General features: G+C 32.0%; 17 protein-coding genes and 1 other RNA gene. 12 read left to right on the top strand and 6 right to left on the bottom strand.

The window, feature by feature from the left end:
* The first annotated feature begins 113 nt into the window (after positions 1 to 113).
* The 9 genes from KORDIASMS9_RS22585 to KORDIASMS9_RS23575 all read left to right on the top strand — a co-directional run bounded on the left by KORDIASMS9_RS22585 (position 114) and on the right by KORDIASMS9_RS23575 (position 9,108).
* Positions 114 to 563: a hypothetical protein gene (locus tag KORDIASMS9_RS22585; RefSeq protein WP_162820128.1), complete on the top strand. Its 450-nt coding sequence runs from the start codon at positions 114 to 116 to the stop codon at positions 561 to 563.
* A gap of 20 nt (positions 564 to 583) precedes the next feature.
* On the top strand, positions 584 to 1,129 hold the full coding sequence (locus KORDIASMS9_RS22580) for a hypothetical protein (protein WP_114905025.1): 546 nt from the start codon (positions 584 to 586) through the stop codon (positions 1,127 to 1,129).
* 12 nt (positions 1,130 to 1,141) lie between these two features.
* Positions 1,142 to 1,741, top strand: a complete 600-nt coding sequence (locus KORDIASMS9_RS22575) for a Mov34/MPN/PAD-1 family protein (protein ID WP_114905024.1) — start codon at positions 1,142 to 1,144, stop codon at positions 1,739 to 1,741.
* A 2-nt stretch (positions 1,742 to 1,743) separates the two neighbouring features.
* Positions 1,744 to 3,279, top strand: coding sequence for a Mov34/MPN/PAD-1 family protein (locus KORDIASMS9_RS22570; protein WP_114905023.1), 1,536 nt, complete (start codon positions 1,744 to 1,746; stop codon positions 3,277 to 3,279).
* A 37-nt stretch (positions 3,280 to 3,316) separates the two neighbouring features.
* Complete coding sequence (locus KORDIASMS9_RS22565) at positions 3,317 to 4,261, top strand: hypothetical protein (RefSeq protein ID WP_162820127.1); 945 nt, start codon at positions 3,317 to 3,319, stop codon at positions 4,259 to 4,261.
* 201 nt (positions 4,262 to 4,462) lie between these two features.
* On the top strand, positions 4,463 to 5,524 hold the full coding sequence (locus KORDIASMS9_RS22560; RefSeq protein WP_114905021.1) for a hypothetical protein: 1,062 nt from the start codon (positions 4,463 to 4,465) through the stop codon (positions 5,522 to 5,524).
* A 144-nt stretch (positions 5,525 to 5,668) separates the two neighbouring features.
* The gene (locus KORDIASMS9_RS22555) at positions 5,669 to 6,052 is read left to right on the top strand and encodes a hypothetical protein (RefSeq protein WP_114905020.1); all 384 of its coding nucleotides are present in this window, start codon (positions 5,669 to 5,671) and stop codon (positions 6,050 to 6,052) included.
* 75 nt (positions 6,053 to 6,127) lie between these two features.
* Complete coding sequence (locus tag KORDIASMS9_RS22550; RefSeq protein ID WP_114905019.1) at positions 6,128 to 6,964, top strand: hypothetical protein; 837 nt, start codon at positions 6,128 to 6,130, stop codon at positions 6,962 to 6,964.
* A gap of 104 nt (positions 6,965 to 7,068) precedes the next feature.
* Positions 7,069 to 9,108, top strand: a complete 2,040-nt coding sequence (locus KORDIASMS9_RS23575; RefSeq protein WP_162820126.1) for an IS982 family transposase — start codon at positions 7,069 to 7,071, stop codon at positions 9,106 to 9,108.
* Between the two features lie 9 nt (positions 9,109 to 9,117).
* Here the strand turns inward: KORDIASMS9_RS23575 and KORDIASMS9_RS22540 are convergent, their stop codons facing one another.
* The 5 genes from KORDIASMS9_RS22540 to KORDIASMS9_RS22520 form a co-directional block, all read right to left on the bottom strand.
* Entirely contained in the window at positions 9,118 to 9,537 is a 420-nt protein-coding gene (locus KORDIASMS9_RS22540) for a hypothetical protein (RefSeq protein ID WP_114905018.1), read from the bottom strand.
* Entirely contained in the window at positions 9,501 to 10,016 is a 516-nt protein-coding gene (locus KORDIASMS9_RS22535; RefSeq protein WP_114905017.1) for a hypothetical protein, read from the bottom strand. The genes KORDIASMS9_RS22540 and KORDIASMS9_RS22535 overlap by 37 nt, the downstream gene beginning before the upstream one ends.
* The gene (locus KORDIASMS9_RS22530) at positions 10,013 to 10,225 is read right to left on the bottom strand and encodes a hypothetical protein (RefSeq protein ID WP_114905016.1); all 213 of its coding nucleotides are present in this window, start codon (positions 10,223 to 10,225) and stop codon (positions 10,013 to 10,015) included. The genes KORDIASMS9_RS22535 and KORDIASMS9_RS22530 overlap by 4 nt, the downstream gene beginning before the upstream one ends.
* Positions 10,226 to 10,269: 44 nt before the next feature.
* A complete protein-coding gene (locus KORDIASMS9_RS22525) occupies positions 10,270 to 10,959 on the bottom strand; it encodes a hypothetical protein (protein WP_114905015.1) in 690 nt (229 codons plus the stop codon).
* 178 nt (positions 10,960 to 11,137) lie between these two features.
* Positions 11,138 to 11,422 (bottom strand): helix-turn-helix domain-containing protein, encoded by a 285-nt coding sequence (locus KORDIASMS9_RS22520; protein ID WP_114905014.1) that lies wholly within the window; start codon positions 11,420 to 11,422, stop codon positions 11,138 to 11,140.
* Positions 11,423 to 11,552: 130 nt separating this feature from the next.
* On the opposite strand from KORDIASMS9_RS22520, the gene KORDIASMS9_RS22515 reads away from it, so the two are divergent.
* Positions 11,553 to 11,792, top strand: coding sequence for a hypothetical protein (locus KORDIASMS9_RS22515; RefSeq protein ID WP_114905013.1), 240 nt, complete (start codon positions 11,553 to 11,555; stop codon positions 11,790 to 11,792).
* 99 nt (positions 11,793 to 11,891) lie between these two features.
* On the opposite strand, the gene ssrA is transcribed toward KORDIASMS9_RS22515, so the two are convergent.
* Positions 11,892 to 12,288: a transfer-messenger RNA gene (gene ssrA, locus KORDIASMS9_RS22510) on the bottom strand.
* A 517-nt stretch (positions 12,289 to 12,805) separates the two neighbouring features.
* Between ssrA and KORDIASMS9_RS22505 the strand changes: the two genes are divergently transcribed.
* Entirely contained in the window at positions 12,806 to 14,011 is a 1,206-nt protein-coding gene (locus KORDIASMS9_RS22505) for an NAD(P)-dependent oxidoreductase (protein WP_114905012.1), read from the top strand.
* A 94-nt stretch (positions 14,012 to 14,105) separates the two neighbouring features.
* Positions 14,106 to 17,363, top strand: coding sequence for a Calx-beta domain-containing protein (locus tag KORDIASMS9_RS22500; RefSeq protein ID WP_114905011.1), 3,258 nt, complete (start codon positions 14,106 to 14,108; stop codon positions 17,361 to 17,363).
* Positions 17,364 to 17,438 lie beyond the last annotated feature (75 nt).

The raw sequence follows: 17,438 nt of genomic DNA, 5'->3' as shown, positions 1-17,438 counted from the left end.
AAACTATTCTTCATGAGCCAAAAGAACAGGATATATTAAACTTTGAAACACTTGATAGGTTTAATTCTTTGAATTCAACTTACAGTTGTTCAAGTAGAATTTATATTTCGGCTATGGCACGAAAACAATTATTTAAAGAAATAAATTGGGGAGCCAAAATCGCTACTAATGCTTATGAAGAAGGAGGTTTGTTAATAGGAAAACCATATTTGAATAGTTCTGAAAGATTCTATTATTCTATAGTTACGTCAATTATTCCAGCAGTTGTTAAAGAGGATTCAATTAATGAAAAAAAGTATGGATTCGATTCATGGCAAGTCATGCTAAGCAAATTAGATATCTATAATAAAAATAAAACTGTTGCCAATAAAGAATATGTTGTAGGATGGTATCATACTCACAAAGGAATCCGTTCAGTTTATATGTCAGAAAAGGATATGGATATGCAGAAAATGTTTCCATTGCCTTGGCAATTTGGAATTGTTTTAAATCCGAAAAAACAAATTTGGAAGGCTTTTAACGGTAAAAAAGCTCATGAATGTCAAGGATTTGTACTTAAGTAAATAAACTCAAAAAATATAACATGAACACTTTTAACAATAGAATAAAAAAGAAATTCAAAATTCTCGATCAAAAATCTATTAACTTAAATTTCATGCATCCTATAAATGGTAAGTTCATTAGTATAACAATAGATAATACAATGACTGGAGGCGAAATTATAAGTGAATTGATAGCAAATGACTTTATACTTGCAAATAGTCAAGGATATGAGTTAACATTTATAGGAGGAAATCTTCTAGGTAATAATAACGTATCACCTGAAAAAACAAATAAAAAAAATACTATTAGAAGCAACGAGATAAGCCCTGTTAAGACTGAGGTTATCAATGTAAATTTTATGCACCCAACTGATGGAAGAGTTATTTCAGTCACTTTGGATGATATTATGACTGGGCAACAAATAGTATCAGAGTTGATTGCTAATGACTTTGTGCCTGCTTGTGATGATGGGTATAATCTTGTACTTAAAGGAGCTCATCAGTTAGATAATACAAGAACACTTTCTCAAAATTCTATCCAAGATAATGATACGATTAGAATAATTCCGGCAACAGATGGTTGTTAAAACTAAAATAATATGAATAAGAAATTTAGTATACACGAAACGGTTAGTGAATATATTCCAAAACTATTAGAAAAAAACATTTCGCTAGAAAAGAATGATGAATACGATTCTGATATCCAAAAACTAGGAACACTAAATGAGATATTTCTTTCTCAAAAAGCAAAGGAAACTATTTTTGGTCATATTGATTGGAATAAGGATACAGCTAATAATTCGGTAGAACAAGGCGGATTATTAATAGGTCATTCTTATGAAGATAAAAAAAAGAAGAGAATCATTGGTTACGCTAAAAATGCAATTCCAGCGCTTACTGCCAAAGGTTCTATGGCATATTTGAAATTTGATCATCATACATGGAAATTAATGATGGATAATCTTGATGCTATGAATGACGATTCTGAAAAAAATGAAGAATTACAAGTAATCGGGTGGTATCATACACATCCAGGAAGATTATCTGTATTTATGTCTGGGACAGACTTACATACGCAACGAACAATGTTTTCTAAAGATTGGCAGTTTGCCATTGTTTTAAATCCTCAAAAGCAGATATGGAGAGCTTTTAGTGGATTAGATGCCAAAGAATGTAATGGATATATTTTAAAAAGCTAATTATGGAAATACGAAAATCAATTGACAGAGAATTACAAGAACTATTAAGCTTTTTCCAAGAAAACAAAATCAATTATTTAGATGTTAAAAAAGGCTCTTACATTGTAGATTTTACTTTGAAAGTGAAAAGTTACATTTCAAAAGGTGAAATCGGAAAAGGGTTTAAATTTCAACTAGTACTGGAAAAGAAAAATGATTCTAAAGTTATTTATAAGATTTTTATTAAGGAAGGATTAGAAGTACCTTATCATCCAAACTTCAGGCTTCTTAGTCCTATTCCATACTTGGATTTATTAAATAAGTATACTCAAATAGAATTATTTAATAAAAAGGCATTATGGGTTGGCTCTTTAAGAAAACATGATAGTGTTGTAGATTATGTGAAAGAAATGATTCTATCCCTACAATTTCATAAAAATTACATCAACCCTGATAATATTGGAAATAAAAAAGCTTATCAGTGGTATTCAGATCAAATAGTCAGAGATAAAAACATTCCCCCAACAGATACTTTTTTAGAAGAACTAATACCCTCAGATTCAAATCAACAAATTAAAAAACCAAAGTTCAATATTGATTCAGATAAAAACAAGAGAAGTTCTAGTAAAAAAGCACAGTTTAAAATCAAAAAAAGATTCAATATAACAGCTAATGAAAAATATGAACTTGAAGAAAAAGAATTAACAGAAGAAGATTTTAAAATCGATGAAAATCTCAACTCCAGAAATAAAAATATTCAATCTGATAGTTTGCTGTTCATATCTCAAAAAGCAAAACAACAAATATGGAATCACATTGAATGGGGGAATCATAAGACTTCGATAAATAAAAACGAACAAGGAGGTATTCTTCTGGGAAAAGTATTTTTTGATAAAAAAAGAAAAATGCAGTTTGCAATCGTGGAGGATATTGTGATAGGTAAAACAGCTAAGGGAAATCCTACGTATTTAGAAATGTCACATGAAACTTGGTCACAAATGTTAAACGATGCAGATGAAATAGCCGAAGAAAAAAACGATAATATTCAAGTAATTGGCTGGTATCACACACATCCAAATGAGTTGAGTCTATATATGTCAGGTACAGATATGAATACTCAATATCGCTTTTTCAATCAAAATTGGCATTATGCTGTCATACTAAACCCTCATAAGGAAATTTGGAAAGCTTTTGTAGGTAAAGAGGCTGAAGAATGCAAAGGATACGTACTGAAAGATGATGATGTAAATTATACAGACGCTGATGATACTAAAGAAAAATCGAGTAATAATAGCTTTAAAAAAAAAGGCTTGATAATTCTGAGCTCAACAATCTTTCTACTGACGGTGATAGTATTTAGTATTTATCTAGTGATTCAAAAAGATGAAGTAATTAAAGAAAATGATCCTATTCCAAATGAGATAAAAGAATCACATACACACGATACTAATTTAGATAACATCATCTATAATGATACTTTACTTATCGATAGTATAAAGCAACCTATTTTAATACAAAATTCTACTCTCAAGGATTCTTTAGTGAATAAAAATGAATAATTCAATAATCATCAGTAGGTCAAAACACCTCTCTTTTTTGGCAGATCATCGTACTGATCCAATAACTAAAAAACTATTTGAAGTTGGAGATGAGGTATGCGTTTGTGCTAAATGCAAGACAGTCTATTTGAAAGATGTTTGGATAAATACCCAAAGAAATAGTTGTTGTGATCAAAACTTAACACTAAAAGAAATTCCAAATGCTACAAATATTGATTTCAAAAAGGAAAAATATTCTTCAAAAAAAGCTGAAAAATCATACAAAGGAATATTTGTTTTTTTCCTTGTAACTACTTTTATCGCTTGTGCAGGTTGTTATTATTTATATACTGAAAATGAGACAATACAAAATAAATATACTTCAATTTTTGAACAGCAGCAAGACAAATATGCTTCTACTCATAATGATAAAAATAAATTAGATAGTACCATAACACACCTAAAAAATGAAATCTCAGTACTTAACAAAGAGAAACAAGAATTGCAAACTAGATTAGATTTATCTTCTCAAAGGTCAGAAAGGCTATCTGCTAAAGTGAAAAATGCAAATACTGTTTTATCATCTAAAAAATTCATAACTGGAGTTAAATATGAAGAAATTCATAATTACTCTCTAGAATCTGGTAAAACTCCAACTAAAATAAGTTTTACAGTTCATCGACCAATCTATTTTAAATCTGTTAAAATTGAAGCAGAAGGTCAAGGTTTTATGAGAGCATTAATCTATGATAAAAATGATAGATTGGTTTGTGAGGCATATAATGGTTCTATAAAAGATGGTTTAGGAACCTTAAAGTTTAATTGTATGGTGAATAAAGGAGAATATTATATGACGAATCAAGGAAATGTTAGCTTAACATCTATAAGTGATTATGATGAGTATCCTATTTCAGATAATACCATTTCTATCCAAGGTCCACACGATAAAGGTATATACTATATGAACTTTTTTGAATGGGAGTATCAAATTAAAGCGTTGTAAATACAGTTGAAAATCTATCTAATTAACTAAAGATTGTGTTCGTTTTATCACCTTAAATTAAGGTTAGTCATACCTTTTTTATGAAATAGTCACAAACACAAAAAATAATTCAACTAGGTAAAAAATCACAAGTATAAATGTTTTTAATATTTGTAATAATTATAAGATCAACGTTTTATTAATTAAAAATTTTACTAAGACATGGAAAAAAAGCGACTATATATTTTAGGAATATTTTTTAAAATAACAGGATATATTTTATATGGAATAGGAGCTATAGGTATAGTATCTGCTGGTTATAAAGTCACTAGGGTTGGCTTTAGTCTAGAATTACTCTTTTGGGCAGTATCACTTTTATTGGTTTTCATATTTTGTCTAGCTATAATTAAAATTGGACACTATCTTATTCTTAGAGAAAAAAAAATAACTGTTAAATACAAGGCTACTATTTTCTCAGAATCCGAAGCGGATAATACGGTATTATATCTTCGATCATTTACGGATGACTTCATTACATCCAAAACCCAACCTGCTTATCAAATCAGAGGTGTTGATTTACCTCAACTAACCACAGAAGAAGAAATTCTAGCTAGTGAGTTCAATCGATTTGGAAAATTTATATCAGCAGCAAATCCCCAAACAGAACTGCCAAATGCAGGAGCCATTCAAATCAATTTCGAAAGCAGAGAATGGAGAGAAAGAATAAAGTACTTGATGAAAACTTCCGCTTTTGTACTGGTCAGAATTGGAGAAGGTGAACACTTAAAATGGGAAATAGATCAAGCAATGGAATTAGTACCTCCTAAAAAACTACTTTTTCTCATTCCATTTAATAAGGATATATATGTAAATTTTAAACAAAGACTAAAGTTAGATCATGATATAGAATTTCCAAATTTAGATAAAACAGTATTCTTTGGTATTGCCAGTATAAGTGCTATTATATATTTTGATGAAAATTTTGGCTCCAAGGTTAGTATATGCCACGATGCAGGATATCGTAGCAGTGCCTCAAAACCGTTTAAACCCATCCTAAGGTACGCACTCAAACCTATCTATGAACAAATAGGTCTTTGTTGGAGATCTCCTAGCATACCCAAGCAAAAATATGTTCCCGTTATATTCTTTAGTTATCTTGTTGGTCTTTGTTTAGTTTTTGCTCTATCTGATTTATCTATATTTTTTTCTTTTTATATGGTAATACCTTTGCATATACCTTTGCTTTTTGGGATTTTGGGACTCTACAGGACGATCCCGAACTAAGTAAAAGCTGTAAAACAAAAAGAAGCACCCAAAGAAATTTTGTCGAATGAAGTTGAAAAACTATGGAAAATTCCAGAAGAATATAAATCATTTTACGAACAATCTTATGAAGCATGGAGTTAGGGAAAGTTAAATTTTATTGGAATGAATTTCAGAGTAGTTGCTAATCTGTCTCTCTATGATTTCTACGATCTTTTTCGCCCCGCTAATGGAAATTCAATATCAATCTTTTTTAAAAATTTTCAAGCTCCTTTACCAAACGAATACCTCATTTGGGTAAACGATGCTTCGGATGAAGACAATGAACCTTGGTTTGTTTTAACCAATCACCGAGTATTACAAAAAAACGGAATCGATAAAGTATTTCATCAAATTTGGTTAAAAGACATTGCTCGTATCGAAACTTCGGGCATTTGGACAAAGAAATTAACATACCATTTAAAATCTGGTGATACTATAATTTTTGAAAAAGTTGGTATATATGTCTCAGAAGAATATGTAGAAAAGCTCATGTCATTGGAAGTATAAAAAAGATAACCAAATCAATATTGTATAATCCAAATACATTGAAATATTTACCATTTAAAATAGAATTTTAGAAAAATGAGCAACACTATCATCATCAACAGAAAAAAGCATACTTCAATACTTGCAGATCATCGTGTAGATCCTGTAACAAAAAAGTTACTCAAAGTTGGTGATGAAGTGTGTGTATGCGCTGTATGTAAAACTGTATATTTACATGAAGTTTGGGAAAATACGAAAAGAGGACAATGTTGTAAACAAACAAAAACATTAGCCTACATACCAAATACTGAATATGGTAAAAAAGAAATACCAACCGTAATCACCAAAAGTTATATTAATCATTTTATAGTCTCTACATTAATAGCACTTCTTTTTTTCAGTCTTACCATATATTGGTATAGTACATATAATAGTGAGCATATTCAAAAAGAGACGGCATATCTAGAAGTATTTAGCTTAAAGCAAGAAAATCAAAAAACTCAAAATTACATTCAAAATCTTGTCGATAAAAATAGTGATCTACAAGATCTAATAGAAAGTAATAAGACTATTATAGTGTCTAATATTTCATTTCAACAAGACAATAAGGCATACGGAAGTAAAATTTATTCAAATGTTAAATATGTGTATCCGCGAATTACCTATTTGAGTCCACTTTATTATGAAAAAGAACTCAAATTTAAAATAAAAATTTTTAAACCTGATGGAACTTTAATGCTTGGAACATCATCACCAATGGGCTATTCTTATATTTATAAAGGAAGAATAAATACCAATAAAAGGTCTTATAAATATCTATTTTTAAACGGATGGGGAAATAAAAACGGAAATGCTTATGAGAAAGGAATTTACACTTTTGAATTATGGCTAGATGAAAAAAGACTACACAGTACCAAATTTCAAGTTCATTAAATAACGTGAGTTCGACGTAAGAACTTGAATATTTTCCATAGAAAAGAGCAGAAAATTTAGTAAATTAAAGTGTTGATTTTCAATAAACTAAAACAGTCTGCTCTATGGATAAAATTACTGAAATTTTCTGCTCAATTGATGATTTTTGTCAAGAATTTGTTCCTTTTTGGCACAAAAACTTACTCTCTAATGGTAAAAAACGTATTCGTAACACTAAAATGAACTTGGCTGAGGTAATGACTATTCAAGTGATTTTTCACTTATCAGGCTATAAAACATTTAAAGAATTTTATTTAGGATATGTCTGTAAGCATTTAAAAAATGAGTTTCCTACTTTGGTATCATACAATCGTATGGTTGAACTTAAAAAAGAAAGCTTCATGCCACTTGCTATTTACCTTAAAGTTTGTGGTTTAGCCAATTGCACAGGAATCAGTTTTATAGATTCTACACCACTTAGAGTTTGTGATAAAAGACGCATTAACCAACATAAAGTCTTTAAAAATATTGCTATGCGTGGACAATGTTCGCTTGGTTGGTTCTATGGCTTTAAATTACATATTATTACTAATGATCAAGGTGGTATTATTGACTTTATGATAACAAAAGGTAATACTGATGATCGTAAACCCTTACGATTTAAGGCATTCATCAAAAAGCTTTTTGGTAAACTATTTGGCGATAAAGGATATATTTCTAAATCACTTTTTACTGAATTGTTCACTAGTGGAATCCATTTAGTAACAAAACTCAGAAAGAATATGAAAACTAAATTACTAACACCAATGAGTGACGCATATCATCTTAGAAAAAGAGCTATTATTGAAACTATTTTCGATCAACTCAAGAATATTTGTCAAGTAGAACACTCCAGACACAGAAGCGTAGCAAACTATTTCAATAAGTTTATAAAACAAACTAGATTAAATTATATAAGATCATCACAAAAAATAGTTGATGAAATATTTGAAACTAGACCAAAATTAAAGAAAAAGCTATTGGATGATAAAGACGTCAGCAAAATAATTTATTCATTGAGAAGTGAGGTTTGGAATAAGTTTTTGAAAGATGAGATAAACTTCAATGCAGAGGTTATGAAAAATCTACATACGATTTATACATTAGCACAAAGCGTGACAGCCAATGAGCGCAAAAAACCTCAACACATACAAATAGCGGGCGATGGCACGGAAATGATAGGTAACGAATCACTCATAAATAGAGCGAAAAGAAAAACGATTTCCCGCGCAATGTTATTTAGCTTAGCTGACATAGCAAAAGACAAGGGAGCAGCCGAGCGGGCAAAATCTTACTGGAATGCTTACTACTGCTGTACAACTCTAACGGAACATAATAAAAGGCTTCATACCAATTACTGCAAAACACGTTACTGTACAATCTGCAATGCCATCCGTAAAGCAGATAAAATACATACATACTATCCTGTTTTAAAAAATTGGGAAAACCCGTATTTCGTTACCTTAACCGTAAAGTCTGTAAAGGCAGATAAATTACAACGTTGGATTTTTGGAATGAAAAAAGCTTTCAGAAAAATAAATGATAGATGTAGACAGCGACACCATCGCGGCGCAAAGATGAGGTTAATAGGTATTAAGTCTCTCGAATGTAATTTTAACCCTAGTAAAAACACATATAATCCGCATTATCATATTATTGTGCCGAACAGAGAAACCGCACTTTATTTAGTACAGGAATGGCGCAAACAATGGAACAGAAACGGAAAGTTTCATTGCACACGAAAAGCACAGCATTTTAGAGCAGTTGAAAACTTAGAACGTGATTTGATTGAAACGATTAAATACGGTACTAAAGTTTTTACAGAACCCAACCCAAATGACAAAAAGCGTATTAAAAAGGATATGAAAATATATGCGCGTGCTATGGATAACATAAACGCAGCAATGAAAGGAAAACGAATATTTGACCGTTTTGGGTTTAACTTACCTCAACAAGAAGAAAAAGAAGCGAATGTGCGCACGGTTGAAAATTATAAACTTTGGGAGTTTGTGTCTAATGCAACCGACTGGATAAACACCGATACAGGCGAATGCTTAACAGGGTACAATATGTCGATTGATTTGAAATATCTGCTTTCTGAATGTATTGATGTAGAATTCCAATAGAAAACTTAACTAAATATTGAAATTAATATTTGATAAATCTAATCCAAATTCGAGTTTGTAATCATCTACTAATTTAATAAGGTCAGACTGTATATCAACATCAAAATTAGATAGTTTTCTAATATCTTCAAGATTATAAGAAATTAAATCTCCAAGTGTATCAATTTCATTTTTTCTTAAAAATTTTATTGCTTGTTCACTTAATGTTTTGTTTTTATCGCTTATTTTGATTGATAGCAATGCGACTATTTCTTCATTTAATTTTTTGGGTAATTCCTTATGAAGTATGATTAAATTTTGTGATTCTGTTTTACCTTTTGCTGCGTAGACAATATTTTTTATTCCTTTTCTGTCTCTTAGTTCCCAGTTTAAATTTTCTTGGGCATGTAATTTTATGGAATATGTTTTAGAACTATCTGATAAAGACACAAGCCGTATATCTGTATTATTTTTTTAAAAGAAAAACTTATTTCACAGAAGTTATTTACTTTCAAAATCTTTTCATCTGTAGTTAATTCTTCAATAAATTCTTTTATATGTGGGCGTTCTTCTAACAGCATTTTTAATTTTAATCGCATTATTTTTGGATCTTTTTCAAGCTTCAAAGCGTCGATTAATTCAAAATCTTTTTCAAGCATAGCTTGCTTTTTGCTAGCTATTTCAGTTGCAGATTCTGCTATTCGTTGAGCAAATAATTCTTCTTCTTTTTTGAGTTTATTAGCTTCATTTCTTCTTCTTTCTGCTTCTCCTTCAAAATGATTAGTAACCCCTTTAGTTGTTCTTTTAAAAAGACTCAAAACAAAACCCAAAAAAAGTTTCCATTTAGATTTTTCTCCATTTTTGTCAGGATTTGTAGGTCTGGTAGTAACAGTAGTTCTACCTTGCATTTGTTCTTTTTCTCCTATCATGACTCCTGTAAAATATGAACTTTAATATTATCTTTATTGAAAGTCAAACTAGAGCCACCAAGCATCCTGTAAAAGATGGAAAGCTTTGCAAGAAACTCGCCTATTTGTTCAGGAGTAGCAGAACCAGGTTCAATATGTATTTCTAATTCTTCTGAACCATCGAGTTTTTCAATTTGTTCAATGATTGAATCTATTAGTTTTTCGTCCATAACTTATAAAGTTTGTATAAATATAATAAATTACTTACAATGATTTAAATTTGCTGTATGACATAAATTAAATTTGAAGTAAATACAATTAAGAACATTAAAATACCAATTAAATACAGAAAACTAACTATTATTATATATTTTGAATTGTATGTATTTGCTATTTCATATATAAAATAGAACAAATTAGGAAGTAATTCTTTTTTATTTTTAAACTTCTTTAGTGGTTTCTCTTCTTGCAAACTATGTAAGAAGACATTACCACTATATACCTCATAAACTGTTTTATCCTTTGGAAACATAGTTGCAAATTTCATTTTACTAGATTTAGGTATGGATACTCTTACAATGTACAAACCAATATTTTGACAATATGATTCTAAATGATTGAAAGTATAATGCTTTGTTATAAAATCACTAAAATACTTATTTTCAATAATTATTTTTGGTGCATAAAAAGAGTACAAAATATTTGCTATCGTAAAAAACAATGCAGAAAAAAAGAACATTTTCCAACTAAAGGGTAATACTATGTCAAAAGGAATTCCAAAAAGAGTGATTGTTTCATCAGCTTTTGATAAAAATTTAGTTATAATAGGAATTAATATTAAATAGATGTAAAAGCTTCTAATGAATTTATTATTTCCTAATTTTGAAATTTTATTCCAATTTAGATTATACTTAGTTATCAATTTATATTTCCAATTAAATTTACTTTCAAGTCTATTTTTCATAAATACTAACTTTTGTAGAAAATTATATCAATAGTATTACACAAATTATGAATTGTATCTAAAAAATACTTACTCCATTAAGTGACCGATAAAACATAAAAAATATATTCTTCATAACTTTTATATTCTAAAAATCGATAAGCTAAAAACTGTTGGTAAAATTTTTAGTTATTAATTTTTATGGATTAACAACATCAAGCAAGTTTTCCAAATCCTTTTTTGAATTAATGCGATACACTTCATTTTTATACTCTACATAGCCGTGAAGCTTCGTATTACCTTTAGAGGAACTAAATAACTCGTTAATTTCAACATCAAGCGCATTGGCTATTTTTGTCAATGTTTCAACGGTTGGGTTGCCGTTAATTGTTCTACTTAACGTAACTCGATTTATTTGTAAAATATTGGCTAATTGTTCTAAGCTTATATTTTTACTCTTTGCAACTTCTTTTACACGTAACATAAAAAATACTATTTAACATCTCAAGGCTATATAAAAATACAAAGGTAGCGTTTAAATGTTATATCTTATTTTATCTTTTGATATTAACTAGCTATATTTGTAATGTTTTGTAACATTAAAATTATCGTATATGACAAATCAAAAAGAAGTAAACAGAGCTTTACTAAAAGAATTAAAGCAAAAAAAGTCGGAACTGGAAAAGTACAAACATGAATTTGAGATCGAAAAGAATATCAAAAACGGTTTATACTTCTTCATTCTTACAAACAACCTTTACGAACTATTGAAGAAGTTTTGTAAAACGAATGATTATCAAAAAGAAGATTATCACATCAAATCTTTAGATTATTTGGTTGAAAACTTAGAATGAAATAAAATCAAGTTTTCATAAGATTAAAAACACTTCTACTTACACCTAAATTTACACCCAAAATAAAAAACGCCCTAAAATCAATGTTTAGAGCGTTATTTGTGGAGTCGGAGAGAATCGAACTCTCGTCCAAACAAGCAATTAAAATGCTTTCTACACGCTTAGTTCTTGTTTAATTTTCGACAAATAGCTGACCAAAAACCGCCCACTATTTGCTTATCTTCTTAGTTGTAAAAATTATGACGAAGCTACATAATTTCGATGTTGACTTTTATGGTGTCTCAAAATTGGTCGCCATCAACAAGGGCTACCAGGAGACATTCAGCCTTTCCGTCTTACGGAAACGAGGCCAATCCTACTATAATTCAGATTAGGCAGCTAAAGCGTAGTTATTCTCGCCATTTAAAAAGTGTGAAATATGAGATTTACGAGCTATTTCTCAGCGCTCGACGTGCTTACACTCCAATTCGACTCGCTGTCAAAACCAGTCGACCCCAATATGTTTAAGAACTTTTCCTTTAAATAGAAAAGGATTGCGAAATTACACAATCTTTTCAAAACATACATACAATATATCAAAAAGTATGCAAAACACACTTTTTGAGTAATAGTATGCCATTCTGACACTCATTTAAAGTAATTATTCCCATCTAAAACAGATGCATGGTGGCGAAGGTACGGTTTCCCAACATTCATAATTACAAACAATACCACCATTAATTCGAAGTTGTTCTTCTTTTTTTAATTGTGTTACTTCCGGTAAGCGTAAAAGATTTTTTAACATAATAACTTTTTTTTATTAATACACCTAAAAATACCAATTGTATCTAAATTTAAAGTAAGGTTTTTCCGTAGTTAACACTTTTTTAAAGTATTCAAGGTGTGTGTAATCAATTTATTTTAAATAATACTAACTGCTAACAATAGCTAAAGTTTCAATCAGATGAAAAATCAGTTGTAAAAACTTTTAAAATCTAATATCTTCGAAAAAAATTTAAAAGAGAAAATAGCCCATGAAATTTGCCATCATCAAAGAACGTAAAAATCCGCCAGACAGACGCGTAGTATTCTCTCCCGAAAAACTTGCCGAAGCCAACGAGCAGTTTCCACAAGCCACTTTCAAAGTAGAAAGCTCTGATATTCGTGTGTTTACTGATAACGCGTATGCGGAAAAAGGATTTGAAGTCACTGATGATGTGTCAGATTGCGATGTCATGATCGGCGTAAAAGAAGTGCCACTCGATCATTTAATTCCCAACAAAAAATACTTTTTCTTTTCACATACGATTAAAAAACAACCGTACAATCGTAAATTATTACAGGCAATGTTGGCAAAAAACATTGAAATGTACGATCATGAAGTGATCACCAAAGACAATGGTGGACGTTTGATCGGTTTCGGACGCTATGCAGGTTTAGTGGGCGCCTACAACGGTTTTCGTGCGTTAGGATTACGCGACAAATTGTTCCATCTACCAAAAGTAGAAACACTTGCCGATTTAGATGAAGTAAAAAAAGAATTGGACAAAATCACCATTCCCAACATAAAAATTCTACTCTCAGGAACAGGAAAAGTTGCTTATGGCGCCAAAGAAATACTAGATCATTTAGGCATCAAAGAAGTTTCAGACGCTATTTACTTAACATCAGAATTTTCGGAGCCCGTATACTGTATGATCGATGTGATGGAATACAACGTACGCGAAGATGGAAAAGTAGGCGATAAGTTCGCATTTTACAAAAATCCAACAGGCTACAAAAGTAACTTTATGCCGTATGCAAAAGTGTCCGATTTCTTCATTGCAGGACATTTCTACGGTGATGGTGCGCCGTTTCTATTCACACGAGAAGATGCCAAACATCCAGATTTCAACATCAATTTAGTAGCCGATATTTCGTGCGATATTGACGGACCTGTAGCAAGCACTATTCGTCCTTCTACCATTGCCGATCCTTTTTATGGCTACGATCCGCAAACCGAAAAAGAAGTTGCTTTCAATGCTAAAAATGCTATTACCGTAATGGCAGTAGACAATTTACCCTGCGAATTGCCAAAAGATGCCAGTGAAGGTTTTGGAGAGATGTTCTTACAACATGTCATTCCCGCATTCTACAATGGTGACAAAGATGGTGTATTAGCTCGAGCTAAAATGACAACTGCTGACGGAAAATTGACAGAACGCTATGCGTATTTGCAAGACTATGTAGATGGAAAATAACTATTACATTCAAAATCAGTAAGAAATATAGTTCCTAGGGTAGGAATAAATGTGAGGTAATTGTTATATTAGTGAATTAACTAAACAAAAGCCGATGAAAAAATCACTAGTATTCCTATGCTGTATGTTATTATTATGCACATTCTCTTGTGAAAATGACGACAATGTAGTACCACAACAAGTTGCTGAAGAAGAGCAACCTGTAATCCCAATTAACTTTGAAGAAAACTTTGGAACTTCTGTAAACGCACGTTTTTTAGGACGCATTGTTGACGAAGAAAACAATCCCATTCAAGGTGCCACTATCCGAATTGGAACAACCGTTACCACGACCGACTTATTTGGAATGTTTTCAGCATCCAGTTCAGAAGTATTCGAAAAATTTGCATACATCACTGCTGAAAAAGCAGGATACATGAAAGGTTCTAGAGCCTTAGCGCCATCCATCACGGAAGTAAACCGCATTGAAATCATGCTATTAAATGAAGACATTATTGCAACGGTTACTTCTGGTGAAACTGCGATGGTCAATCTAAGCAATGGTACGGAAGTAGCATTGAATGGAAACTACACTCGCCAAGATGGTTCGCCATATACAGGACAAGTAGATGTAGTACTAAAACATTTAAGTCCCGAAGATGAAAACATGGCAGCAATGATGCCAGGAATGCTATTTGCACAAGATGGAAGTGGCGATGCAGTAACCTTAGAAACTTATGGAATGTTGGCTGTAGAGCTTATGAGTTCAACGGGAGAATTGTTACAACTCTCTGATGGAAGTACTTCACAAATTACCATGCCTGTACCTGCAAACTCTGTCAATCCACCAGCAACGATTCCGTTGTGGCATTTTGATGAAGAATTAGGATATTGGGTGGAAGAAGGAGAAGCAACACTGCAAGGAAATATGTATGTTGGAGAAGTAAGTCACTTTTCTTTTTGGAATTATGACTATCCGTATCCATCCGTATATTTATGTATAAAACTCATAGACGAAGCAGGAAGACCATTATCATACACAGAATTAGATGTGTATTCTTCACTACTAAATAATACAGGAACGTACGGATTTACGAATGCTGCTGGTGAAGAATGCGGTTTGGTGCCAGAAGGTGAAGAACTCACAATCACCGTTCCAAATCCATTATGTCCTGGAGAACCATTTACCACAACCATTGGACCTTTTACCACAGACACGGATGTTGTCATTACGGTAACAGGCGGACAAAATACCTCAACACTCTCAGGAACATTTGTCAACTGTAATGGTGATAATGTAACAGATGGATACATTCAATTATTTATTGATGGAAATTCAGAAATCATTCCTGTAACAGATGGAACCATCAACTACACGATTTCTTATTGTGATGATATTGACTATTCTTTAAAAGGTGTGGATGTAACAAGCAATCAAATTACCAGTATCATTACGGGAACTCTTGATGGAACAGAAACGATCGATCTAGGAACGCTAAGTTCTTGTACAGGATTTGAAGATACCGACGGAGATGGCGTTTTTGATACGTTTGAAGATGTCAACGGTGATAACGACCTTGATAATGATGATACAGATGACGACGGAGTTCCGAATTACCAAGATGCCGATGATGATGGAGATGGTATAAATACTGCCGATGAAGATTACGACGGCGATAACGATCCGACAAATGAAGACAGTGATGGCGATGGAACTCCCGATTACTTAGATGCAGAAGATGTAGCTGTATTTTCGGTAGAAGCTCTCGGAGTAGGTTGCGATCCTGTGGAATTTGATTTAGATGCCATCGTTGCTGAAAATGGAAATGATTTGCATACGTATGCTTTCTATCTAACCGAAGCGGATGCATTAGCAGAAAACGGCCCACTAAGTTCACCATTTGGAGTTTCTATAGCTGATTTAAATAGCAATACACAACAAATATATGTAGTGGCGACTAATAACAATTCTGGTCAAACTGCAATTGGAACTGTATTTTTATATTGGAGTTTTGTCGATTCTGATGGAGATGGCTTAACGGACTGTGAAGAACTTACAGGAATAGATAATCCAAGTACAGCTTTAGTGCCAAACGGAACAAGTGATCCAAACGATCCAAATGATCCAAATTTACAACCAGTTGCCACTTTAAGTATTGATGATGTTTCGGTAGATGAAAATGCGGGAAGTGTAACAATTCCAGTAACACTCGATGTACCAAGTGATGTTGATACTGTTGTTGGAGTTTCTACCTCAGGAGGAACTGCTGTAGAAAACTTAGATTACACGGCTACTACACAAACATTGACCATTCCGGCAGGACAACTATCGGCAAGTTTCACGGTTCCTATTGTGGATGACTCCGATGTAGAGCAAACTGAATCGTTCAATATTGTAGGAACTATCGCTTCAGGAAATTTATTAAATCCGCCTGGACAAAATCTTTTTGCGACAGTTACAATTAACGATGATGATGTAGGAACAATTTTTACGTTACAAGACATTAATATTACAGAAGATAATGGAACGGCTAATGTTCCCGTCACCTTAAACAATCCATCTGGAGTTGATACCGTCATATCCATATCTACTTCTGGAGGAACTGCCTCAGAAAGTTTGGATTATACCGCTTCGGTACAAACCTTGACGATTCCGGCAGGACAACTCTCTGGAAGTGTTTCAATAGCAATTATTGATGATGCCCAAGTGGAAGGCAACGAAACTTTCTTCGTCACTGGAAATGCATTTTCAAACAATCTGAGCAATCAACAGTCGCAAGCAGTCGTCACCATTTTGGACAATGATACTGCAAACTATCCAACAACAGGAACTATTGAAGGTTGTGCGAATCCTAATAGTGATTTTGCTACTTTTGATTTAACAAGCATGAATACCTATTATGCTGCTGGAGATTTTTCGGTAATTATAAGTTATCACTCAACGGCTGCTGATGCACAAAATGGTATAAATGCCCTACCAATCATATATCAAGCTTTGAATGGAGATACTATCTTTGTACGTATTGAAAGTAGTGGCGGAACATTCCAAGTATCTACGCTACAATGCAACGTGTTTGATATCCCAATAGCTCCAGGAAATTTAACTATTACAGAATGTGATGGTAATGCAGATGGTTTTGCTGTATTTAGTCCTAGTCAACTTGAACCAGACATTACACAAGCACAAACGGGCTTAATAGTCACTTACTATTTAACTCAAAGTAATGCTGATAGTGGTACGAATGCAATTAATGGCAATAGCTATACAAATACGATTTCAGGCTCTGAAACTATATTTTATCGTGTAGAAGGCGCCAACTCAGGTTGTTTTTCAACAGGAACAATTGATTTGATTGTAGATTCAGGTTGTTAATATAACTGAAATATAAAACAAGAATATAGCAACAGCTATTTAAAAAGAATGATATTCAAGAGTTTACCTTTGTAA

The sequence above is a fragment of the Kordia sp. SMS9 genome, from assembly GCF_003352465.1.
Classification (GTDB): Bacteria; Bacteroidota; Bacteroidia; order Flavobacteriales; family Flavobacteriaceae; genus Kordia.
The sequence above is the reverse complement of the archived record's forward strand: the minus strand, read 5'-3'. Positions and strand labels throughout refer to the sequence as shown.